Annotated in this window: 22 protein-coding genes; 18 read left to right on the top strand and 4 right to left on the bottom strand. The window is 27.5% G+C overall.

Annotated features, from left to right (window positions below; all coding sequences use genetic code 11):
* Window positions 1–254 precede the first annotated feature (254 nt).
* From OXH55_RS00180 to OXH55_RS00140, 9 genes are all read left to right on the top strand, one after another.
* Window positions 255–1,739, top strand: coding sequence for a spore germination protein (locus tag OXH55_RS00180; RefSeq protein ID WP_268047386.1), 1,485 nt, complete (start codon window positions 255–257; stop codon window positions 1,737–1,739).
* Between the two features lie 3 nt (window positions 1,740–1,742).
* Window positions 1,743–2,909, top strand: coding sequence for a Ger(x)C family spore germination protein (locus OXH55_RS00175; RefSeq protein WP_268047385.1), 1,167 nt, complete (start codon window positions 1,743–1,745; stop codon window positions 2,907–2,909).
* Window positions 2,910–2,912: 3 nt separating this feature from the next.
* Window positions 2,913–3,119, top strand: coding sequence for a hypothetical protein (locus tag OXH55_RS00170; protein ID WP_268047384.1), 207 nt, complete (start codon window positions 2,913–2,915; stop codon window positions 3,117–3,119).
* A gap of 16 nt (window positions 3,120–3,135) precedes the next feature.
* Window positions 3,136–4,221 (top strand): GerAB/ArcD/ProY family transporter, encoded by a 1,086-nt coding sequence (locus OXH55_RS00165; RefSeq protein ID WP_268047383.1) that lies wholly within the window; start codon window positions 3,136–3,138, stop codon window positions 4,219–4,221.
* A 74-nt stretch (window positions 4,222–4,295) separates the two neighbouring features.
* Entirely contained in the window at window positions 4,296–4,844 is a 549-nt protein-coding gene (locus OXH55_RS00160) for a serine/threonine protein kinase (RefSeq protein WP_268047382.1), read from the top strand.
* A gap of 149 nt (window positions 4,845–4,993) precedes the next feature.
* Window positions 4,994–5,680: a response regulator transcription factor gene (locus tag OXH55_RS00155; protein WP_268047381.1), complete on the top strand. Its 687-nt coding sequence runs from the start codon at window positions 4,994–4,996 to the stop codon at window positions 5,678–5,680.
* Complete coding sequence (locus OXH55_RS00150; protein WP_268047380.1) at window positions 5,677–7,131, top strand: sensor histidine kinase; 1,455 nt, start codon at window positions 5,677–5,679, stop codon at window positions 7,129–7,131. Before OXH55_RS00155 ends, OXH55_RS00150 begins: the two co-directional genes overlap by 4 nt.
* Before the next feature lie 75 nt (window positions 7,132–7,206).
* Window positions 7,207–8,499: an efflux RND transporter periplasmic adaptor subunit gene (locus OXH55_RS00145; protein ID WP_268047379.1), complete on the top strand. Its 1,293-nt coding sequence runs from the start codon at window positions 7,207–7,209 to the stop codon at window positions 8,497–8,499.
* A 19-nt stretch (window positions 8,500–8,518) separates the two neighbouring features.
* Window positions 8,519–11,593, top strand: coding sequence for an efflux RND transporter permease subunit (locus tag OXH55_RS00140; RefSeq protein ID WP_268047378.1), 3,075 nt, complete (start codon window positions 8,519–8,521; stop codon window positions 11,591–11,593).
* Window positions 11,594–11,738: 145 nt separating this feature from the next.
* Here the strand turns inward: OXH55_RS00140 and OXH55_RS00135 are convergent, their stop codons facing one another.
* Window positions 11,739–12,239: a GNAT family N-acetyltransferase gene (locus OXH55_RS00135; RefSeq protein WP_268047377.1), complete on the bottom strand. Its 501-nt coding sequence runs from the start codon at window positions 12,237–12,239 to the stop codon at window positions 11,739–11,741.
* 458 nt (window positions 12,240–12,697) lie between these two features.
* On the opposite strand from OXH55_RS00135, the gene OXH55_RS00130 reads away from it, so the two are divergent.
* Window positions 12,698–13,588 carry a DegV family protein gene (locus OXH55_RS00130; protein WP_268047376.1) on the top strand — a complete coding sequence of 297 codons (891 nt, stop codon included), beginning with the start codon at window positions 12,698–12,700 and terminating at the stop codon, window positions 13,586–13,588.
* 54 nt (window positions 13,589–13,642) lie between these two features.
* Here the strand turns inward: OXH55_RS00130 and OXH55_RS00125 are convergent, their stop codons facing one another.
* Window positions 13,643–14,287: an undecaprenyl diphosphate synthase family protein gene (locus OXH55_RS00125; protein ID WP_268047375.1), complete on the bottom strand. Its 645-nt coding sequence runs from the start codon at window positions 14,285–14,287 to the stop codon at window positions 13,643–13,645.
* Window positions 14,288–14,857: 570 nt separating this feature from the next.
* Between OXH55_RS00125 and OXH55_RS00120 the strand changes: the two genes are divergently transcribed.
* Both OXH55_RS00120 and OXH55_RS00115 read left to right on the top strand, forming a co-directional pair.
* Window positions 14,858–15,424: a sigma-70 family RNA polymerase sigma factor gene (locus OXH55_RS00120; protein WP_268047374.1), complete on the top strand. Its 567-nt coding sequence runs from the start codon at window positions 14,858–14,860 to the stop codon at window positions 15,422–15,424.
* 126 nt (window positions 15,425–15,550) lie between these two features.
* Window positions 15,551–16,423, top strand: coding sequence for a phosphatase PAP2 family protein (locus OXH55_RS00115; RefSeq protein ID WP_268047373.1), 873 nt, complete (start codon window positions 15,551–15,553; stop codon window positions 16,421–16,423).
* Between the two features lie 84 nt (window positions 16,424–16,507).
* On the opposite strand, the gene OXH55_RS00110 is transcribed toward OXH55_RS00115, so the two are convergent.
* Together OXH55_RS00110 and OXH55_RS00105 are read right to left on the bottom strand one after the other, a co-directional pair.
* Window positions 16,508–17,866 (bottom strand): PFL family protein, encoded by a 1,359-nt coding sequence (locus OXH55_RS00110; protein WP_418921813.1) that lies wholly within the window; start codon window positions 17,864–17,866, stop codon window positions 16,508–16,510.
* Between the two features lie 21 nt (window positions 17,867–17,887).
* Window positions 17,888–18,157 carry an ACT domain-containing protein gene (locus OXH55_RS00105; protein WP_268047372.1) on the bottom strand — a complete coding sequence of 90 codons (270 nt, stop codon included), beginning with the start codon at window positions 18,155–18,157 and terminating at the stop codon, window positions 17,888–17,890.
* 292 nt (window positions 18,158–18,449) lie between these two features.
* Here OXH55_RS00105 and OXH55_RS00100 point away from each other — a divergent pair, with 292 nt between their 5' ends.
* From OXH55_RS00100 to OXH55_RS00075, 6 genes are all read left to right on the top strand, one after another.
* A complete protein-coding gene (locus tag OXH55_RS00100; RefSeq protein WP_268047371.1) occupies window positions 18,450–19,367 on the top strand; it encodes a phosphotransferase in 918 nt (305 codons plus the stop codon).
* 66 nt (window positions 19,368–19,433) lie between these two features.
* The gene (locus OXH55_RS00095; protein WP_268047370.1) at window positions 19,434–20,609 is read left to right on the top strand and encodes a transglutaminase domain-containing protein; all 1,176 of its coding nucleotides are present in this window, start codon (window positions 19,434–19,436) and stop codon (window positions 20,607–20,609) included.
* An 18-nt stretch (window positions 20,610–20,627) separates the two neighbouring features.
* Window positions 20,628–21,497 (top strand): radical SAM protein, encoded by an 870-nt coding sequence (locus OXH55_RS00090; protein ID WP_268047369.1) that lies wholly within the window; start codon window positions 20,628–20,630, stop codon window positions 21,495–21,497.
* Between the two features lie 128 nt (window positions 21,498–21,625).
* Complete coding sequence (locus OXH55_RS00085; protein WP_268047368.1) at window positions 21,626–21,922, top strand: hypothetical protein; 297 nt, start codon at window positions 21,626–21,628, stop codon at window positions 21,920–21,922.
* A 78-nt stretch (window positions 21,923–22,000) separates the two neighbouring features.
* Window positions 22,001–22,846 carry a PHP domain-containing protein gene (locus tag OXH55_RS00080; protein WP_268047367.1) on the top strand — a complete coding sequence of 282 codons (846 nt, stop codon included), beginning with the start codon at window positions 22,001–22,003 and terminating at the stop codon, window positions 22,844–22,846.
* A gap of 130 nt (window positions 22,847–22,976) precedes the next feature.
* The gene (locus OXH55_RS00075) at window positions 22,977–23,195 is read left to right on the top strand and encodes a hypothetical protein (protein ID WP_268047366.1); all 219 of its coding nucleotides are present in this window, start codon (window positions 22,977–22,979) and stop codon (window positions 23,193–23,195) included.
* Window positions 23,196–23,329 lie beyond the last annotated feature (134 nt).

Genomic DNA, 23,329 nt, shown 5'->3' with positions numbered 1-23,329 from the left:
TTGTTTAATATGCATTAAATGAATACATAAGTATTTTATGTGAATTTTTATTTTGCATAATTAAGTTAAACTAAAGAACTATGGAGTTTTATCATCCGTATTACTAATATTTCTTAGAATGTTTTTGAGAATATATATTTTTACATAGGGGGAAAATACCAATAAGTATATTTGTAATAAAAATAATTTTAAATTACATTTTCCAATAATCCTATAAAGTTGTAGGATAAATTCTTAAAAAAGAGGTTGTAACCGTGAAAAATGGATATAATATACATAAAACACCTATTACAGGAAATTTAATTGAAGATACTAAGTATTTTAAAGATATATTTAAAGACGATGATAATACTATATTCAGGCTTTTTAGGAATAAGAATTCTAGTATAAACTGCTGTATTATTTTTGAAAATCATATAGTGGATAAAGAGATGATAAATGAAAATATTATACAGCCTATTATGAAGAGCTACTTATATAAAGATACAGACAATAAAATTGATTTTTTAATGAATAAAGTAGTGATCAATTGTGATGTAAGAATCTCATGTGATGAAGAAGAAATTATAAATTCCATGTTATACGGTGACACGATTATTTTTTGTGATGGAAGTTATGGAGCTATGATAGCTAATACAAAAGATTGGAAAGTAAGAAATATTAAGGAGCCAGAAGGGGAATCTGTAGTTAGGGGATCAAGAGAAGGATTTAATGAATCTATAGATACTAATATTTCATTAATAAGGAGAAAAATTAATTCTCCTGAATTAAAATTTAAGTATAAAGAAGTAGGAAAGATTACAAAAACTAAAATATGTATTTGTTATATAGATAATTTAGTGTCAAAGCAAATACTTGAAGATTTAAATAGTAGATTAGATAAAATAAAAATAGATGGAATTTTAGAATCAGGTTATATAGAGGAAAAGATAAAGGATCATCCACACTCTATTTTTCATACCATAGGTAATACTGAAAGGCCTGATGTGGTAGCTGCCAAATTATTAGAAGGTAGAATTGCATTAATATGTGATGGTACGCCTAGTGTGCTTACCATACCGTTTATATTTACAGAATATTTTCAATCTAGTGAAGACTACAACAACAACTTTGTTTATGGATCTTTTAATAGAATACTTAGGATAAGTGGATTTATACTTGCTACTAGTGTTCCAGCTGTATATGTAGCATTAGTAACTTTTCATCAGGAGTTGATACCTAGAGAATTACTTCTTAGTATAGCATCGTCTAGAAAAGGAGTACCTTTTCCAACTATAATTGAGGCAATTCTTATGATAACTGTATTTGAAATATTAAGAGAAGCAGGTACAAGATTACCTAAAAATATAGGGCAGGCAATTAGTATAGTTGGGGCATTGGTTTTAGGAGAGGCAGCTGTATCAGCAGGTTTTGTTAGTGCACCTATGGTAATAGTAGTTTCTATTACTGCAATCAGTAAATTTTCAGTACCTAAAATGGCAGTAGTAATAATGGTAATAAAAAATATATTTTTATTATTAGCTGGTTTTTTAGGTTTATATGGTTATATATATGGAATGATTGGGCTATCTTTATATTTGTTTTCTATGAAATCTTTTGGAGTAGAGTATATGTTAAAGGTTGGATCTATAAATAAGGAAGATTTAAAAGATTTAGGTATAAGAGTTCCCTGGGAATTTATGAAAAACAAAAGTAAATTTATTATTGGGAAAACTGATAGTGATGAAGAAGGAAGATAATAAATGAGAAATTTAAAAAAGATATTACTGATAGTTTTAATATTAATAAATACTATTATTTTATCAGCCTGTTGGAATTATAGAGAAATAGATAAATTCATAATTGTAGCAGGAATGGTTATAGATAAAGACAAAGATACAAACAAATATATTTTAACTGGAGAACTTATAGAACCTATGAGAAAAGGTGAAAAGAGTGGACCAGAGTCAAAAATTATTCAAGTTAAAGGCGATTCTATATTTAATGCAATAAGAGAAGGTATAGAATTAAATGGGAAAAAGATGTATTGGGGTCATAGTCAAATTATGATTATAAGTGAGGAAATTGCTAAATATGATTTAATGTCTGTTATAGATCTTGTAAATAGAGATACTGAAATAAGAGGTGATATGAAAATATTTGTTTCAAAAGATAATACTGCCAGTGAAATATTATATAAGACTTATGAAACAGGTGAAGAGATAATTTCCTATAAGATTAATGAGGTATTGAAAAATCAAAAAAGTATATCTAACTATCCTGATATAAACTTTTGGGAGCTTGCAAAACAGTTATTGGCAAAAGGTTCTTCTCCTATAGTTCCATGCATAAATATAGAAATTCAGGAAGGAGTTCCTATGTTTAGGGTATCAGGAAGTAATGCTTTTAAAGGGAATAAATTGGTAGGAAATTTAAATGATATTGAAACTAAAAGTGCCTTATTTATAAAAGATGAGGTAAAGGGTGGATTTCTGGTAATAGAAAGTGAAGTGGATGGAAATAAATACAAGAATACTTTAGAGATTTTTAAAAGTGAAACTAAGGTTAAACCAGAGTATAAAGATAACAAACTTACAATGAATATTAATGTAGAAATGGATACAGGAATAATTGAAATAGATGGAGAAAGAGACTTTATAGAAAAAAAAGGAAGACAAATTTTACAGAAAGATGCTGAAGAGTATGTGAAAAAGAATATAAAGAAAGTTATAGATAAAGCTCAAACAGATTTTCAAAGCGATATATTTGGGTTCGCGGGTATTATAATGAGAGAAATGCCTAAAGAATGGAAGGAAAAAATTGAACCTAATTGGGAAGAGGAATTTAAAAAGTTAGATACTAATATGCAAGTGAAAATTAACATAAGAAATAGTGCGTTGATTTCAAAAACTATTAAGGTAGGTGAATAAGCAGTGACTTTTGTTATAATTTTTACATATATAGCTATTAGTTACTTTGAAGCTATTCATTTACTAAAAAATAATAAAAAAAAAGAAGTGACATTATATTTTATTATGATGATAACATCTTTAGTGCTAAGCATTTTATTGAGTATAGGGGTAAAAGTACCTAGTCCAGCTGTTTTTATAGAAAAGATAGTTACTATGGTTACAGGATAATATAGTGGAGGTTAACATGGAAGATACGGCTATAACATATAAGCAAGGTATAAGTCTAATAATTTTATTTATATCAGGTAGTGCTATAATTTTCACACCAGGTATAGCAGCAAAACAAGATGTATGGTTAGCTACAGTATTAGCTATGTTATTTGCACTACCAATATTACTTATATACGAAAGACTTCTCTATCTTTTTCCACATAAAGATCTATTTGATATCTTGCAGATTACTTTTGGCAAAGGTATAGGAAAGATTATTAGTATATTGTATGTATGGTTTTCTTTTCACTTAGGCTATTTAGTATTAATAAATTTTGGGGATTTTATAAGTATTGTAGGTTTAAATGAGACACCAGAAACAGTATCATTACTATGTATAATTGTACTATGTATAGGAGCAGTAAAGTATGGTATAGAAGTTATAGGGAGATGGGGGGAAATAGCTGTTATCTTTTTGGTAATTTCTACATTTATTCTCATAATACTCTCAATTAATAACATGGATATAAATAATTTAAAACCAATATTATATAATGGTATGAAACCAGTTTTAAAAGGAACATTCTCAATTTTTTCTTTTCCATTTGCAGAGTTAGTTATATTTACTATGGTGTTTACTATCTTTAAAGAAAAAGGTGCTCCTAAGGTTTACAGGAAAGGACTATTTTTAGGTGGCATACTTATACTTATTACTTCGGTAACAGACATATTAGTCTTAGGAGCAAGTATAGCAGAAATATACTATTTTCCAGCGTATGCGGTTGCTCGGAGAATCAATGTAGGGGAGTTTATACAGAGAATAGAAATATTTACATCATTAGTGTTTTTAATAGGAGGAATTGTAAAAATTAGTATGTGTCTTTTAGCAGCAAGTAAAGGAGTAGCTAAGTTGCTTAATTTTAAAGATTATAGATTTATTGTTACTCCTATTGGAATTATGATGGTTAATTTGTCTATTATAAGTTACGAAAGTGTTATGGAAATGTCAAAATGGGCTGTGGAAGTATGGCCTTATTATGCTTTTCTATTTCAGGTAATATTGCCTATTATCATATTGGCTGGTGTTGAAGTTAAAAGGAAAAGAGTGAAAAGTATTTAAAGTAAAATTGGTAACATAAAACAAATTCTCAAATAAAATATAATATAAGGATATATATAACCACTTTATAAGAGGTGATTAACATCGGTAAAAAGTATTTAGGAATAGATATAAAAAAATGTAAATTTTTAGGCGAAGGCTGTGAAGGAAGAGTATATCTAACGCCTGATGGACATGCTTTAAAAATATTTAAAAATAAAGCTAACTGTAAAGCTGAATGTAACATACTAAAAAAGGTAGAGGGGAGTAAATATTTTCCTAAAATAATAAAAGCAAATTCCAGATATATTTTAAGAGAATACGTAGATGGAAATACACTTGAAAATTATATTATTAAAAATGGTTTATCAAAGAAGTTGGCGATAAATTTAATTAAACTAGTAGAAGAATTTAAAAAATTAAACTTTAAAAGATTAGATATGAGAGGTGTCCACATATTTGTTCAAGAAGATGAGTCTGTAATGGTTATAGATCCAAGAAAAACCTTTACAAAAAAGATTTCTGGACCTGTTAGTATGTTAAAATCTTTAGAAAAGGTAGGAGCTTTAGATAAATTTATAAAAGTATTAATTAGTGAGAGGCCTGATTTAGCGGTAAAATGGATAAAAGCTTTTGCAAGATAATTAAGTATTTTAAATTGGTAACTGTATAGAAGTTTAATTTTAAAAATTCTATACAGTTTATTTAAAAATTTTTTTATTTATATAGACTTTTTTTTATTTTTCGATAATATAATTATGACAATAATATTAAGGAGGAAGAATATTTTTTTATGAGTAAAAAAGTTCTAATAATTGAAGATGAAGCAAAAATAAGAAGAGTAATAAAAGATTATCTTATGTGTGATGATATAAATATTTTGGAAGCAGAAGATGGAATAAAGGGTATAGAATTATTTGAAAAAAATAAAATTGATTTAATAATATTAGATATTATGATTCCAGGTTTAGATGGGTGGAGTGTATGTGAAAAAATACGACAAAAATCTGATGTAATGATAGTTATGTTAACAGCAAAATCAGAAGAAGGGGACAAGCTATTGGGTTATGAACTTGGAGCAGATGATTATATAACCAAACCTTTCAGTCCAAGAGTGTTAAGGGCAAAGATAAATGCTTTGTTAAGTAGAATTGATAAAAGCAAGGAAAACAAGGAACAAAACCAAATTTTTATTTATAAACATTTAAATATAGATTTAAAGGCACGTAAAGTTTTTGTTAAAGATAAAGAAATGAATCTTGCTTCAAAGGAATATAATTTGTTGGTATATCTATTAAGTAATAAAAATATTGCATTAGCAAGAGAGCAAATTCTTGATAAAATTTGGGGAATTGATTTTAATGGTTTAGATAGAACTGTGGATACCACCATTAAGAGATTAAGAGCTAAAATAGGAAATGAAGTACTTCCTATAAAGGCAGTTAGAGGTTATGGGTATAGATTTGAGGTGAAGGAATGAGAAAATTAATATTTACAGCATTCAGTGTTTTTGTTTTTATTCTTTTTATAGGAATTTTTACTGTTCAAAAAAAATTATCAGATACGTATTATTATGAGAAAAAATTTCAAAGTATAATGGGGAATTGTAAAAAAATTGAAGAAAAATACAATAAATTAAAAGAGAAGAATGAAAGCATACATATAAGTGCTGATTTTGGTAAATATATGGCTGATAGCGGTAATGCTGTTGCCTTTATAGATAATAAAGGAGAGATAATGTTTTCAACCTTTGTCTATGGAAAATATCTTGAAAACATAGATCTTGAAAAATATTATCAAAACAGAATTAAAAAACATTTAAAAGAAATAATGGCTATAACTAGTGGGAAATATGTTATTGAGAAAAATGATTATTTAAATCAAAACCATCTGCTATGTGTGTATCCTTTTAAAAGTGGTGAAAAACTGTTAATTTTTAGTAGTGTAAATGAAATTAAGCAAGCGATTAATATTGTTAATGAGTTACTGTTTAAGGTATTAGGAGTAGGAATAATTGTTGCTTTATGTATAATTAACTTGATTTCAAATAGAATTAATAAATACCTTTTAAAACTTACTGAACAAGCAGAAAAAATCATAAAAATGAATTTTGATGAGCAGGTTGAAATAGAAGGACCAAAAGAAATTAGAATGCTTGGAAAAACTATGAATTTTTTGTCTAGTGCATTAGGAGATAACATAACAAAATTAAATAAAGCAAATCAAAAACTAAAGGAAGACATAAATTTAAAAGAAGAACAAGAGGAAATAAGAAAACAGTTTATTTCAGATGTTTCTCATGAACTAAAGACTCCTGTTACAATTATAAAAAGTTATTCAGAAGCTTTGATAGATGGAATAGGAGATAGAGAGTATTATATTCAAGGAATTAACGATGAAACCAATATTATGGAAAAAATGGTAGGAGAATTGTTAGAGTTATCCAGGCTTGAATCGGATACAATAATGTTTGATTTTGAAATAATAAATTTGGGTGATTTAATTGAGATTAATTTGAAAAAATTTGATAATATAATTGAAAAATATGATAGAAGTATAAGATTTAAATATTCTAAAGACATTGTAGAAATAGAAGGAGACAGAAATAAATTAGAGCAGGTTATTAAAAATCTAATAATGAATGCTGTAATTCACAGTACTAAAGAGGTAATTGAAGTTTCTTTGAATGTAGAAAGTAACAAAGCTAAATTTTCTGTTTACAATAAGTGCAAAGAAATATCAGAAGAAGAAATGGAGCAGTTATGGAATAGATTTTATAAGGTTGACAAATCAAGAAAAAGAGAAAAAAGGGGAAGTGGATTGGGACTAGCTATTGTAAAAAACATTGTAGAAAAACATAATGGGGAGTATGGAGTAAATTATATAAATGAAGGATTGGAATTTTGGATAGAGTTTGGCGTACAAACTTAAAATTGTGTCATTAAAATGACACAATTTTTTTTTATACTTCTAAAGTGATAAGGCTAAAGAAATGGAGGATTTTTAATGAATTTAAAGAGAATAGTTTCGAGTATAGGGATATGTAGTATATTATTTATTTCAGGTTGTGGTGTTGAAAATAAAGTTTTAAGTACTGCTAAAGCTGTTAATCCTAAGATGACTTCTGTAGTAGTAAACAAGGTTGTAAAAGGAGATATATCAAAAAAAGTGGTTTATATAGGTAAGATTGAACCAAAACAGAAGATATCAGTAGTAAGTAAGATTCCTGGTGTTGTACAGGAAGTTAATTTTGATATAGGCGATATGGTGAAAAAAGGAGATGCTTTATTTAAAATTGATGATAGAGATATAAGAAATTCTATAGAAGACTTACAAGCGCAGATAGAATCATCAGAAATATCTATACAGACACAGGAAAAGCAGATTGAAAGTTTAAAAGGTTCTCAATTTGAAAATCAATTAAATCAATTAAATCAAAATTTAAAAATGGCACAAATTCAATGTGATGAGGCAAAAAATAATCTAGAAGATGTGAAAAAACTATTTAAAGAAGGCATTGTACCTCAAAATGATTTAACTAAATCAGAAAATGCATATAAAAAGGCAAAGACGTCTTTAGAATCTGCACAAAAAGCTTATGATTTAATGATAAATAGTATAAATGAAGAAAATGTTGAAAAAGCACAAAAGCAGCTGGAACAGGCAAAACTAAACAAGGAAAGATTAGAGATAGCATTGAAAAACGCACAAAATAAATTGAATGACACTATTATAAAAAGCCCTATAGATGGAGTTATAAGTAAAAAACAAATAGAAGCAGGAGAAATGGTAGGGAATAATTCTATACCATTTGAAATTGTACAAACAGATAAGGTTTATGTTGATGCTAAGTTGTCTGAGCAGTATATAGATGAAATTAAAAAGAATAGCAGTGCAGAAATTTATATTGATTCTGTTTCTGATAAAGCTTTTAAAGGACAAATTAAGTATGTAAGTCCTGCAGCAGACGAGAGAGAGTTAACTTATTTAGTTAGGATAGAGGTAGATAATAAACAAAATTTATTAAATCCTGGTATGTTTTGTGAGGCTCATTTTAATGTAGAAAATAAATCAAATGCAGTATTAGTACCTACTGAAGCTGTTTTACAAGAAGAAGGTAAAAATTATGTTTTTATTGCAAAAGAAAACTCTCTTGCTCAAAAGATAGTAGTTAAAACAGGATTACAAAATGAAAAAAATACAGAAATTCTCTCAGGATTAAAAGGAGAAGAAATTATTATTACTAAAGGTCAAAACTACTTAAAAGATGGAGGTAGCATTAAAGTAGTAGAAAAATAAAACTGAGGGAGAGATAATAATGAAAATTTCAAAGATGTCCATTAATAGACCAGTAGCTATAGTAACTATAGTTTTTATTGCTATTGTATTTGGAATAGTAGGTTTTGCAAGTTTACCTGTAGATTTGTATCCTTCTATGAATATGCCCTATGTATCCATAGTAACTGTATATCCAGGTTCAGGACCAGAAGAAGTTGAAAATTTAATAACTGAGCCTATAGAAAAAACTTTAAGTTCGGTAAATGATTTAGATGAATTAACTTCTTATTCATCAGCAGGGGTTTCACAGATAGTATTAAAATTTCAAGATAGTACAGATGTAGAAACAGCAGTGAACAACGTAAGAGAAAAAGTTGATGGTGTTTTGAGTAGTTTACCTGATGATATACAAAAACCGATAATAAGAAAAGCAGATCCAAATGCTTCACCAATAATCAAAATAGCAGTTTCTGGGAATGAAGATTTAAATCAATTAAAGAAATTTATTGATGATAAAATGGTAAATCAATTGCAAAGAGCAGAAGGAGTAGCTTCAGTAGATGTAAATGGTTATAAGGAAAAAGAAATACAAATAATATTGAAAAGAGATAAATTAGAAGGATACAATTTAAGTATTAATAAGGTAATGCAAGTATTAAAAGCACAAAATATGAGTATGCCTATAGGAGATATACAAGAAGGAATTTCAAATTTAAGTTTAAAAATTGAAGGTGAATTTAAGAGTATAGAAGAAATAAGGAATTTACCAATACCAATAAAATCAGGAACAATTAAACTTAGAGATATTGCTGTAATACAAGAAGTAGACAAAGATATGGAAGCATATACTTTTGTTAATGGACAACCAAGTATTACATTGGACATAAAAAAACAATCTACAGCGAATACTGTAGCAGTAGCTGATGAAATTAACAAAGTAGTAAATAAAATTAAGAGTGAAAATCCTGATATCAATATAGTAATAAATAAAGATGATTCAATTAATATAAGAAATTCTATTAGTTCTGTTCAAAATACAGGATTAATAGGTGGAATTTTAGCTATAGTGGTATTATTTATATTTTTGAAGAATTTTAGAAGTACTTTGATAATAGGAACAGCAATTCCAATATCTATAATTATAGCTTTTGCTTTAATGTATTTTTTCAAAGTAGGTTTAAATATGGTTTCTCTTATGGGATTAGCTTTGGGAATTGGAATGTTAGTAGATAATGGTATTGTAGTTTTAGAAAATATTTTTAGATACCGTAAGGAAGGGCTTGGAAGGAAAGAAGCTGCCTACAAAGGAGTTTCAGAAGTAGGATTTTCAATTATAGCTTCTACATTGACAAGTATTGCAGTTTTTCTACCGATAGTTTTTACAGAAGGATTTGCTGCTGATATTTTTCGTGACATGTCATTAACAGTTACGTTTTCTCTTATAGCTTCATTAGTTATTGCACTTACACTAATACCAATGATGTGTTCTAAATTTTTAAAGATAGAAAATAACAGTAGAGAAAACTTTGCCAGTAAAATATCGAATAAATGGGAAAATGTATTAATAAGTATTGAAAAAAAATATAAAAAACTTTTATTAAAAGCGTTAAATCACAGAAAAATTACCTCTTTTATAGTTGCTTTAATTTTTGTAGCTACAGTATTTTTAGTTCCAATGTTAGGAATGGAATTTATGCCTAAAATAGATGAGGGAACTTTCAAAATTGATGTTAAGATGCCGCAAGGAACGGTAGTAGAAGAAACATTAAAAACAGTTGATAAAGTTGAAAAAAAATTAAATGGTATAGATGAGATTAAGGAAATATATGTTAAAGTTCAAAACAATACTGCAAACATTCAGGGAGATGTGGGGACAGTAAATGAAAGAAAACGATCTATAGATGAAATTGTAGAGCAGATAAGAAATGAGATTAAAGTTATTCCAGGAACAGAATTTTCAGTTGCAGCTTCAAGTATGGGAAATGGAGGTAGTAGTGGAAAACCTATTGCAATTAAAATTGTAGGAGATGATTATAATAAACTTCATAAAATATCAAAGGAGTTTGTAGATGTAATTGAAAATGTAAATGGAACAAGAGAGGTAACTTCATCACTATCTGATGGAGGAAATGAAGGTGTAATAGAAATTAATAGAAATAAATCTTCCTTGTATGGTATGACAATATCAGGAATAGTTGGTGAACTAAGAAGTGCTGTGAATGGTAGTATAGCTTCAAAATATAAGGTTAACGGCGATGAAATTGATATAAAAATTATGTATGATAAGAACAAGATAAATAATTTACAAGATGTAAAAAATCTACCTATATCAACCGCTTTAGGCATAAAAGTTCCTTTAGATGAAATTGGAGATATTAAAAAAGAGAAAGCACCTTCTCAAATAAATAGAGAAAATCAAAAAAGGATAGTTATAGTAGATGCAGCACTAAGTGGAATAGATACTAATACAGCTAAAAAACAAATTTCTAAAAAGCTAGATGAATACAATATGCCTGAAGGATACTATTATGAATTTGGGGGAGATTCAAAAGATATGATGGAATCTTTTTCAAGTTTGGGAAAAGCATTAGTTATAGGGATTATACTAACTTATTTAATAATGGCAGCACAATTTGAGTCATTTTTATATCCTTTTGTAATAATGTTTTCTGTTCCCTATGCATTGGCAGGTGGAGTGTTTGCGTTAGTTATATCAAAAACAACACTAAGTATAGTTGGAATAATAGGAATGATAATGCTGGTAGGTATTGTTGTTAATAATGCTATAGTACTTATAGATTATACAAATCAATTAAGAGAAAAGGGATATAGCCGTAGAGAAGCTTTGTTGATAGCAGGACCTACTAGATTAAGACCTATACTTATGACTACAATGACTACGGTTTTAGGTATGCTTCCTATGGCAATAGGTATGGGACAAGGGGCAGAAATGCAGGCGCCGCTGGCAAGGGTTATTATTGGAGGATTAAGTTTAGCAACTTTAGTTACTCTGATTATTATACCAGTTAATTATACTATTTTTGAAGATATAGCAAGGAAAATAAATAAAACCAATAATAATATGGAAAAAAATATAAATAAGGTAGCAAGTTAGAGTAATTAGTTATATATAAGAGTACAATATATACTTCTTACTTTGGTATAAGGAAAAAGCATATACTGTGTAAAATACATTTAAATAAACACTAAAATTGATTTATGAAGTGAAATGTATTTTTAGCAGTATATGCCTTTGTTTTTTATAATATTTTTTCGAAGCAAGTGAAAGGAGTAGTTCTGTGGCTAAAATATACTTTACCAGTTCTTTTATAACCACATTTATCATAAAGACTTAAAGCTTTTTGATTTTCACTAAAAGTATCTAATCTTATAGAAGTATAATTGTTTTTTCTAGCATATTCTTCAGCAAAATTTATTAGATTTTTTGCAATACCTTGTCTTTGAGCAGAGGGGTGAATTGCAAGTCTATGTATGATTAAAGTTTTTTTACCAGATGTAAGCCAATTTACATCTACATATTCAGGTGATTGATCTTCATTTATAGTTATAGTTCCTAGATAATTTTCTTCGTTCTTTATAATATACAGAGAATTATTGTTTATGTCATCAGCAATAATATCTACATCAGGGTAAGATTTATCCCATTGATAATTCTTTTCTTGTATCATAGTTTCAACTGTTTTTGATATCAAAAGCATTATATTAGATAAATCACTTTCTTTAGCTTTTATTATTCTCATAATATTTCTCCCCCTATTTCAAGATGATTTATATTAATAAAATTTTATCATAATTTAAATCTGTTGTCTTGTTACTAATTTATAAAAAAATCGTTAACATATGAGATATAATTTTTGAAATTTTCTATAATTATAATAGAAATTTACAGAAAATAATGTTAAAATTATGTTAATATTGTTAATGAATTTTAAACAAATATACTATTAGCAATTATTTATTTAAATAATATAATATTACAAATTAAAGAAAAAATTATATATATTAATTATTCATAAATATATTTATACATATAATTATAGCAAGTAAGAGTAAAGTTATTATGGTAATAGAGGTTAAGGAATGATATAGTAGAAATACATAATGGTTTATATTACTGAATAGAAAGTTACATAAATTTATTAAGTTTGTGTAAACAATAGTACTAAAGAAAAGAGTAATGAGAAAGGATAGTGTACTAATGAAAAATTTTGTTATAATTACAGACTCGTGCTGTGATTTGCCTATAGAAATTATTGAAGAAAAACAAATTCCTTTTGTAAGTCTTACTTATAGCTACTATGAAGAGGAATATAAGGATGATTTAGGTAAAAGTATGACTCCTAATAAATTTTTTGATGATATGAGAAATGGTGCTATGCCAAAAACATCTCAACCTAGTAGCCAAGCTTTTTATGAAGCATTTAAAGAAATAGTTAGTAGTGGAAGAGATATAATATATATTTGTGTGTCTACAGGATTAAGTGGTACTTTAAATAGTTCTAATATTGCTAAAAACATGATAAAAGAAGAATTTCCACAAGCAAGAGTTCATATAGTGGATATTTTGACAGCTTCATTAGGGCAGGGTTTAATGGTTTTAAAAGCATATGAAATGCAGGAAAATGGATCAAGCTATGAAGAAATAGTGGACTATTTAGAAATGAATAAGCAGAAGTTAAACACATATATGACAGTAGATGATCTTGGTCACTTAAAACGAGGAGGAAGAATTTCTGCTGCTGCGGCTACTATTGGAATGGTACTGCATATAAAACCTTTGCTAACTCTTAATCATGAGGGAAGAGTAATGCCTGTGGTTAAAATAAGAGGAAGAAAAAAAGTTATAAAAAAGTTAGCACAAATTGTTAAAGAAAGAATAGAAAATTCTGAAGAACAAATCATTGCTATATCCCATGGAGATTGTATTGATGAAGCTTTTAAATTAAAAGAATATATTTTAGAAGAAGTTAAAGTTAAAGACGTCCTTCTTAATTATATAGGACCTGCTGTTGGAACTTTTGGAGGACCAGGAGCTTTAGCAGTATTTTTTATGGGAAGAGAAAGACAACATCATATAATAGAAAATTAGAGATAACAAATTTGAAAGAAATTTGAAAGAATGCTGCACTGCAGCATTCTTTTATTAACCGCCAAGAGTTATATCTTGAGAGTTATACCAGTTAAGAGCTTCATAAAAATGATTTTTGTTAAACTCTGGCCAGTAATCATCAATTACATAAAAGTCTGAGTAAATAGATTGAACAGGCAAAAATCCGCTTAAACGTCTTCTGCCACCCCATCTAATTATAAGGTCTACTCTAGATATATCATTAGTTTTTAAGCAATTAGTTATGAGTTTTCTATTATTACTATCATTTTCCATTAAATTACCCAGATCCCACTCCCATCCGTAATTAACTAAGAAGTTAACTTTCATACCACCTTTTCCAAAGGTTTTTCTTGTTGTATAAGGTAAAAGTTCTTTTGGAAACATAGGAGATTTGTTATTTCCAACGACTAACAAATCAGCATTTTCATGGCTTAGCATTTCAACAGCTTCAACACAAGCTTTTGTAAAAGCTTCTCTTTGAACTTTAGGTCTTTTAGTATTGTCTGTAGTAAAGCCATAGTAAGTTAATTCTTTTACTCCAACTTTTTGACACAACTGGAATAGCATTAAACCTGGAAGTAAACCTGAGTTATAACCTTTTTCTTTAGAAAATCCTTTATTTACAGACCACCGTCTGTTTCCATCTGGGATCACTCCTATATGATTTGGTATTCGCATGTAATAACCACCCTTATTTACAATATATTTATTTATTAGTCTTTCCAAGAAATAGTAGATTATTCAAGGAAAGTTAACTAATTAGTATAAAAAAAGGTATTATTATGTTTTAAAATATTTATTTTACATTGTTTTTATAGGAATTTATTAAAATAATTAGAAATATAAAACTAAATGTATATTGTAAATATTATTAGGCTATAATATGGCTATAACATTCTTAAAACTTCATAATACTTTGGGGTGATATACGAAGTTCACAATATTGTATATCACCCTTTTGTATTATGAAGTTTTGTTTAAGAGTATGAATAACAAATTAAAGGAAAAGATATGTTGATTACACATCTTTTCCTCTAATGGGGAAAGCTCAAAGATATCAAAGAGAATCTTTAAACTGTCCTTATGATATTATGATGTCCTTTTTTTAGTTAATTATGTGTGGAGATAGATGTAAAAATTTATAAATATAAGAATGTTATTTTATTAATAATGCATGTCCACATTTTTTATTAGATGCATATTTACTATATGAATATAGATATTAATAAGAAATGAGGGACAAGCATTATGAATAAGGATATAGAACTTTTAGTAAAGAAGGCAAAAGAAAGTGATTTAAAAGCAAAAGAAGAATTATTAAATAGATTTAAGCCGTATGTAATAAAAAAGGCTAGAGGAATATACATAAAAAATTATGATATGGATGACTTAATTCAAATAGGGAATATATCTATAATGAAAGCTATCGATAAATATAATTTAGAAAAAGAAAATTTTGTTTCTTATGTTACTTTGGCTATAAATAATAATTTTAATTATGAGATACGAAAAATGAGTAAAAGTAGATATGACAGCAGCTTGAATAAGGTTGTAGAAGGAGATTTAGAAATTATTGATATTATATTGGAAGAAGAAAATATTGAGGAAGACTTTATTAAAAAAGAAAAATTAAATACTGTTTATATAGCTTTAAATAAACTAAATGAAAAAGAAAGAAAATTAATTTATAGTATATATTTTAAAGATATTAAGCTTAAGGAATATGCTTTAAAAGAAGAAATTAAATACGGTACTGTTTTAAAGAGAAAAACTAAAATTTTGAAGAAATTAAGAGAATTTTTGAAAGAAAAATAGAGATACTGTTTAAAGATTTTAATCACTGTATAGGCTTATGAAATGGTGATAAAGTTATAAATGTAAATAGTTTAAAAAATGTGTTAGAATAATATATAAAGTTTAGAGCAATAGGAGGATTATATATTGACTGATTTTTTAACAAATGATATTAATATTAAAATTATAAAATTTATTCAAAGCTTTTCGAATCCAATTTTAGATAGATTTGCAGAGCTTATTACTATGATGGGTGAGGAAGCTTTTTTTATATTAGTTATTGCGATTTTATTTTGGTGTGTCAACAAAAAGTTTGGATATAGATTAGGATTTACACTTCTTTCGAGTATGATACTTAATGGAGCTATTAAAGGAACCTTGAAAGTACCACGTGTTTTTGGTACAGAGGGAATTAGAACACTTAGAATAGAAACAGCAACAGGATATTCTTTCCCAAGTGGACACACTCAAGGAGTTACAACATTTTGGACATCTGTTATGAGTAATTTAAAGAGAAGATGGACTTATGTTGTAGGAATAATAATTATTATTTTAGTTGGACTTTCTAGGATATACTTAGGAGTTCATAGACCTGTAGATGTTATTGGAGGTATAATATTTGCTTTGATTTGGGTAGTGGTAGCAAACAAAATCTTTGATTATTTAGAGTATAGTGGTAATAAGGAGATTCTTTTGATTTTTATTATTCCAATTATTATAGGATTATTTGTTTTTAAAGGACATGATTATTATACAGTATCTGGAACGGTTACAGGATTTGTTATTGGGTATATTATTGAGACAAAATATATTAAATTTAACGAAAAAGCTTCTGTTCTAGGAAATATATTAAAGCTTATTTTAGGTATAGCTGTAGTTTTATTAATTAAAGTTGGGTTAAAAAAAATACTCCCTGGATATTTAATTTCTGATTTTATTAGATATGTTTTTATAGCACTATGGATGACAGTAGGAGCACCATACTTATTTAAAAAATTAGGAATTGTAGCTAGTCATTAGTTAATTCAAACTTTAATAAAGTGGTAAAACTTATAATTGCGACATAAGTTACTAATAACTTATGTCACAACATTTTTCATATGATTAATTCTTAAAGCTATGCACTGGTGCAGGTATTTGTCCACCTCTATTGACAAAATCAGCACTACTAAATTTACTAACATTCATTATAGGTGCATTTCCAAGAAGTCCTCCAAATTCAACCATATCTCCTACAGTTTTTCCATAGACAGGTATTACTCTTACTGCTGTGGTTTTATGATTAATCATACCTATAGCAGCTTCATCAGCTATTATAGCAGAAATTGTTTCTGCAGGAGTATCACCAGGTATTCCTATCATATCAAGACCTACAGAGCAAACACAAGTCATTGCTTCAAGCTTTTCAATGTTTATAGAATTGTTAAGTACTGCATTAATCATGCCAGCATCTTCACTTACAGGTATAAAAGCTCCACTAAGGCCACCAACTCCAGAGGCAGCCATTATACCACCTTTTTTTACAGCATCATTTAAAAGAGCAAGTGCTGCTGTAGTACCAGGTGCACCACAACTTTCAATTCCCATTTCTTCTAATACATGAGCAACACTATCACCAACAGCAGGAGTAGGTGCTAGTGATAAATCTATTATTCCAAAAGGAACATTAAGTCTTCTAGAAGCTTCAGATGCAACTAGTTGACCCATTCTTGTAATTTTAAAAGCTGTTTTCTTAACGGTTTCTGCTACTACATCAAAGCTTTCTCCTCTAACTGTTTCAAGAGCAGATTTTACTGTTCCAGGACCACTTACTCCAACATTAATAATACATTCTGCTTCTCCAATTCCATGAAAAGCACCTGCCATAAAAGGATTATCTTCTACAGCGTTTGCAAATACAACAAGTTTAGCACAACCAATACTATTAGAATCCTTAGTTATTTCAGCAGTCTTTTTTATAATTTGTCCCATTTCTTTTACAGCAGTCATGTTTATACCAGCTTTGCTTGTAGCAATGTTAACAGATGAACAAACTTTTTCTGTAACACTCAAAGCTTCAGGTATGGATAATATTAATTTTCTATCCCCTATAGAATATCCTTTATGTACTAAAGCTGAAAAACCACCTATAAAATCTATACCAACAGTTTTTGCTGCTTTATCTAAAGTTTTAGCAAATTCTACATAATTATCATCTTCACAAGATTCAGCAACTAAAGAAATAGGAGTTACAGATACTCTTTTGTTAATAATAGGAATACCGTATTCAGTTTCGATTTCGTTTCCCACTTTTACTAAGTTTTCAGCATATCTAGTTATTTTATCATATATCTTTTGGCGTGATTTTTTTCCATCAAAAGAGCAGCAATCTCTTAAAGATATACCCATTGTAATGGTACGTATATCTAATTTTTCTTTTTCAATCATTCCAATTGTTTCTATTATTTTGCTTTGGTTTATCACAAATTTCACATCCTTTCTGTTTTATACGTTATGCATAGAATTAAAGATATCTTCATGTTGAATTTTAATAGATAATTCCATTTTGTTACCTTTAGAATCTAGAATATCCTGTATTTCTTTGAATGATTTAGTAGATTTAGAAAGATCAACTAGCATTATCATAGTGAAATATTCTTGAAGAATTGTTTGACTAATATCTAAAATATTCACATTAGCTTCTGCAAGTATAGTACTTACACCAGCTATAATTCCAGTTTTATCTTTACCTAATACAGTTATAATTGATCTCATAGTATTCCTCCTCATCTAATAGTTACTAATTTTATTTTTAAATATAATAATATAACAAATTTACTAAAAATACAATCAATTTGAAAAAATCAAACAAATTTTAGCGAGTTAAAGTAAGAAAGAGCATTTTTAGAGAAATCAGCTCCTAACTAAATCCAAACACTCTATATATAATAACATTTTAGGAATAAATTGTTAAGGGAGATTTTTTCGAAGTATTTATAATAGTTGAGAAGTTTATTTAAAAAACTTATAATGAAAATAAGTTAAAATATAAACTAAGGTGGATAAAATGAATATGAACACAGCAGTTGAAAATTTAATGATTAATATTATGAAACAGAAACCTATAAAAATAGATAGAATGAATTTAGGTTTTATAAATATGGTTTATAATGTTAAACTTAATGATAATGAAGTTATAGTAAGAATAAATAACAACTCAGAAATTTTTCAAGGATTAGAAGGAAATTTGAATAGACTTAAAGAAATAGGAGTGCCAGTGCCAAGGTTATTATATTCTGATTTGAGTAAAGATAAATATGATTTTGCATATACAATCTTAGAAAAGATTCCTGGATATGATTTAAGGTATGAAATAGAGAATATGTCTTTAGATGAAATGACAGATATTGCAGAAAAGGTAGTAATGTATCAAAAAAAGGTTGGAAGACTTTTTTTAGGAAAAGGCTTTGGAAGATGTAATATAGGTGAAAGAGGAAAGTATAATAGCTGGACAGAAGTTTTAGATAATGAATTAATTAAGTTAAAACCTAACATAGACAAGGTAATGGATTTAAAATATTCAAGTAAAATAGTAGAATTATTTAATAATTACAAAGAGTATTTTAATGGCATTGAATCAAAATGTTTTCTAGATGATATATCTTTAAAAAATGTAATTATTAATAATGGAAAGTTGCAGGGATTTATAGATTTTGATTGGGTATGTTATGGTGATCCTTTGTATAATGTAGCTCTTGTACAAACAGGAACAATGCTGCATTTACAACCTAAATGTATGCATTATGTGAAAGAATTATGTAGGGAGTGGAAAATTACAGATTATGAAAAAATCATAATAGACTTTTATTCTATCATATATGCAGCAGATTTTTTAGGGTTTCAATTAAAAAGAAACAATACAGGGTTAATAAGTAAATTGACTGATATAATAAAGGTATTACTCCAAAGAATACAACAGGTATAACTTAAGGTTTACTTATTTTAGTAGATAATTATTATATAGTTATTTAACTAAAAGAGGAGGAGTTTAATGAGTTTAAAAAATAAAAGCACAAGGGTATTTATTCTTACATTGTTTGCAAGTTTATTCTTTATATTTCAATGTGTTTTTGCAAGTGAAGTAGATTATAAAGCATGGGGTTCTAAAAAGGATATAGATATCAACAAAATTTGGACAATGAGTTTTAATAAAAATTTGGACAAGAATACTTTAGACAATATAACAATAGCTGAAAAAGATACTAATAGAAGTATTGATTTAGAGTTTAATTATGACGAAATCAATAAAGCTGTTAAAGTTTCAGCTTTAAATGGATATAATTATGGAAAAACTTATTATATGTTAATCAACAGTGAATTAAAGTCTTCTGATGGCAAAAAAATTGTACAACCTATAAGATTTGAGTTTAAAACTAAGGATAAACCTAAAGAACAGGAATGGATTAATAAGATACCAAGTAGTGATATTAATACTTATGATGAATTTTACTCTTTAATAAGATATGCTCTATATAATTTTGAAGATAAACTTGAACTTAAAATAAATAAATATAACTCCAAAGATTATAAATTAGATGTTATTAATAAAGTTATAGAAGCTTATCCTAATATTGATTATGGTTATAATGGAGCAGAGGGCAGTATAAGAACTTATAGTAATGGGTCAGCTCAGATGAGCATAAATATTAAATACCAGTTTTCAAAAGAAGATATGATGGAAATGAGAAAATTATCAGAAGAAAAGGCTGAGGAGGTAATTTCCAAAGTTATTAAACTTAATATGAGTGATTATGAAAAAGAAGTAGCACTGCATGATTATATAGTTAACAATTCAAAATATGATAAAAGATTGTTTACACAAAATATGCCACCAGAATCTTATACTGATTATGGGATTCTTGTACAAGGTATAGGGGTTTGTTCAGGCTATGCAAGAGCTATGTATAGATTATTAAATATGGTAGGAATTGAATGTTTGTATGTTACAGGATATGGTAATGATGGCACAAGAGATGTTCCACATGCATGGAACATTGTAAAAATAGAAGGTAACTATTATCATTTAGATGCAACATGGGATGATCCGATAACTTACACAGGAAGAGATATAATAACACATAATTATTTTAATATAAATGATGAAAAAATGTCTCTTGATCATTCTTGGGATGTAAATAAATATCCTAAATGTCCAAGAACAAAATAGAATTACGGAGGGAAAACAATGAGATACGAAGGAGCGGTATATAGACCACCTAGCGAAGCATACAGTTTAATTATACAAGTTACATTAGGATGTTCACACAATAAATGTACATTCTGTAGTATGTATAAGGATAAGAAATTTAGAATAAGAAAGTTAGAAGATATATTTGAAGATTTACAAATGGCAAGAGCTTATTACAGCACAGTAAAAAGGATATTTCTAGCGGATGGGGATGCCTTAATCTTAAAAACAGAGGATTTAGAAAAGATTTTAATAAAAATAAAAGAATTATTTCCAGAGTGTGAACGAGTAGGTGTTTATGCTACTCCAAAGGATATAATAAGAAAAAGTGAAGAAGATATGATTAAATTAAAAAATTTAGGATTAAAAATAATATATATTGGAGTAGAATCAGGAAGTGAGGAGATACTAAAAGATATAAAGAAAGGTGTCACTGGTAATGAAATGATTGAAGCTGGTAAAAAAGTTAGAAAATCAGGAATAAAATTATCAGCAACACTCATTTCTGGATTAGGAGGAAAAGAAAAGTGGGAAAAACATGCTGTAGAATCTGCAAAAGTAATTAGCAAGATGAATCCAGATTATTTAGGGTTGCTTACTCTTATGGTTGAAAGAAATACAGAAATGTATGAAAAAATACAAAAAGGTGAAATTACTCTTTTATCTCCTAAGGAAGTTATGATAGAAACTAGAGAATTTATTAAAAACTTACACGTAAGTAATTGTGTATTTAGAAGTAATCATGCATCAAATTATGCCCCTCTTGCAGCAGTGTTAAATGAGGAAAAGGAAGAATTGCTAGGACAATTAGATGATTTCATAGATGGAAATTGTGATTTTAAGAGTGAAGTTTATAGAAGATTATAGAATAGAAAAGTTGAAAAATTCTTTTAATTAACAATTTATTAATACTTTTTTAAAGGTTAATTAGTACCATATTGTTTGAAAATGTGATATAATATATTCAAATTCAGATATCAAAGAGAGGGATTGTTATGGAATATTCAAATAATAGAGTTGATGCAGTGAATACTTTAAAGTCAATAATATCTGTAGTAATATTTGCTTTTGTTTTATTGATTTTATTAAAAGGGATATTAGTTCTAATCCCTGTAGGGATAATTGCATGGGTAGGTTATAAGATTATAAAGTTTATGATGAATAAATTTAGTGAATTTACAGGAAAAGAAGAGTATGATGACATGGAAATAAGTGAAATGGCTGAAATGAACATAGATGATATATTTAATTCTCAAGTAATTGATGTTGAGTACGAAGAAATGAAAAAATAAATTAATGAAAAAGTGGCATTTTTAAGTGCCATTTTTTTATTATATAGTATTAGTAAAAAATAAACGAGGTGTTATACTATGATATTAAAAGACGATACAAGATTAGATTTGCATATTCATTCTACAGCTTCAGATGGAACCTATACTCCTGAAAAAATTGTTGAGGAAGCATTAAGAAAAGGTATAGGGTTAATATCGTTAACTGATCATGATGCAATTAAGAATGTTAAAGAAATAGAGAAAATTGCTAAAGATAAGGGTGTAGCATTTTTACCAGGAATTGAAATTTCAAGTACTTTAGATAGAGAATTGTTTCATATTTTAGCTTATGGTACTGATAATACAAATAAAGAGTTATTAGATTTATTAGAACATAATACATATTTATTAGAAAAAAAGGATGATGATTCAATAAAATATTTAATAGAAAAAGGCTATGATATTGATTATTCAAAATATGAGAAATATGAACAGGATAATACTAGAGGAGGTTGGAAGGCACTAAATTTTCTAATTGATGAAAAACTATGTGTAGACGTAAAGGATTATTTTACAAGACTCTTTTGTGAAGAAAATGGAATTAAATTTCCTGAATTTACTCATACTGAAAAAGTAATTGAGATAGTTAAAAAAGCTAACGGAATACCTGTTTTAGCACATCCTTACTACAGCAAAGATGATACACCTGTTTATGATAAGTTGGATAAATTTTTAAAATTAGGAATTGAAGGAATAGAATGTTTTCATCCCCACCATAGCAAAGAAATAACTCAATTATGTTTAGAATGGTGTAATAAGAATAATCTTATTATAACTGCAGGTTCAGATTTTCACGGAGGTTTCATAGAAGATAGAAGTATGGGGAATCCAAAAGCTGCAATTAAAGATGTGAATTTAGGCAAATTACAAGAACGTATAATTTAAGTTATAGTTATAGGAAGATAAAAATAACAATATAAAAATACTATTCTTAATTTAAAATTAAGAATAGTATTTTTATATAAACTTAAATTTTGATATAATGTTAATATAGTAATTAAAAGGGGAGAAGCATTTGAGTATATTATTTGGAATTATATTCACTGCGGTGTTTTTTATAGTACTTTTTTCAATTTTAGGAGCAATTGTTTTACCAATTGCAGGTATAGCATTAGCTATAGGGCTTGTAATATCCATTATATCAATTATATTTGGTATATTTAAAATAGTATTTTCTATACCAATGCTGATAGTGATTATAATTTTATTCATTGTTTATCAAAAGAAAAACTAATTTTTATGCAGAGAAATATAAAAGGGTTAGTTCTTATCCAGAACTAACCCTTTTTCATTTGTATCTTAAATACGTTTATGTATAGTTTTTCTTGTGTTAATATAAATTCTTCTTACGTTAATATTATTAATTCA

Source organism: Clostridium ganghwense, from assembly GCF_026735165.1.
Lineage (GTDB): Bacteria > Bacillota > Clostridia > Clostridiales > Clostridiaceae > Clostridium_H > Clostridium_H ganghwense.
Note: the sequence above shows the minus strand (reverse complement) of the source record. Positions and strands in the feature narration are given on the sequence as shown.

Excerpts from the sequence above, each read along its gene's own strand:
- OXH55_RS00175 (WP_268047385.1), top strand. The coding sequence starts at position 1,743 with ATGAGAAATTTAAAAAAGATATTACTGATAGTTTTAATATTAATAAAT.
- OXH55_RS00165 (WP_268047383.1), top strand. The coding sequence starts at position 3,136 with ATGGAAGATACGGCTATAACATATAAGCAAGGTATAAGTCTAATAATT.
- OXH55_RS00155 (WP_268047381.1), top strand. The coding sequence starts at position 4,994 with ATGAGTAAAAAAGTTCTAATAATTGAAGATGAAGCAAAAATAAGAAGA.
- OXH55_RS00150 (WP_268047380.1), top strand. The coding sequence starts at position 5,677 with ATGAGAAAATTAATATTTACAGCATTCAGTGTTTTTGTTTTTATTCTT.
- OXH55_RS00145 (WP_268047379.1), top strand. The coding sequence starts at position 7,207 with ATGAATTTAAAGAGAATAGTTTCGAGTATAGGGATATGTAGTATATTA.
- OXH55_RS00140 (WP_268047378.1), top strand. The coding sequence starts at position 8,519 with ATGAAAATTTCAAAGATGTCCATTAATAGACCAGTAGCTATAGTAACT.
- OXH55_RS00135 (WP_268047377.1), bottom strand. The coding sequence starts at position 12,239 with ATGAGAATAATAAAAGCTAAAGAAAGTGATTTATCTAATATAATGCTT.
- OXH55_RS00130 (WP_268047376.1), top strand. The coding sequence starts at position 12,698 with ATGAAAAATTTTGTTATAATTACAGACTCGTGCTGTGATTTGCCTATA.
- OXH55_RS00125 (WP_268047375.1), bottom strand. The coding sequence starts at position 14,287 with ATGCGAATACCAAATCATATAGGAGTGATCCCAGATGGAAACAGACGG.
- OXH55_RS00120 (WP_268047374.1), top strand. The coding sequence starts at position 14,858 with ATGAATAAGGATATAGAACTTTTAGTAAAGAAGGCAAAAGAAAGTGAT.
- OXH55_RS00105 (WP_268047372.1), bottom strand. The coding sequence starts at position 18,157 with ATGAGATCAATTATAACTGTATTAGGTAAAGATAAAACTGGAATTATA.
- OXH55_RS00100 (WP_268047371.1), top strand. The coding sequence starts at position 18,450 with ATGAATATGAACACAGCAGTTGAAAATTTAATGATTAATATTATGAAA.
- OXH55_RS00095 (WP_268047370.1), top strand. The coding sequence starts at position 19,434 with ATGAGTTTAAAAAATAAAAGCACAAGGGTATTTATTCTTACATTGTTT.
- OXH55_RS00090 (WP_268047369.1), top strand. The coding sequence starts at position 20,628 with ATGAGATACGAAGGAGCGGTATATAGACCACCTAGCGAAGCATACAGT.
- OXH55_RS00085 (WP_268047368.1), top strand. The coding sequence starts at position 21,626 with ATGGAATATTCAAATAATAGAGTTGATGCAGTGAATACTTTAAAGTCA.
- OXH55_RS00080 (WP_268047367.1), top strand. The coding sequence starts at position 22,001 with ATGATATTAAAAGACGATACAAGATTAGATTTGCATATTCATTCTACA.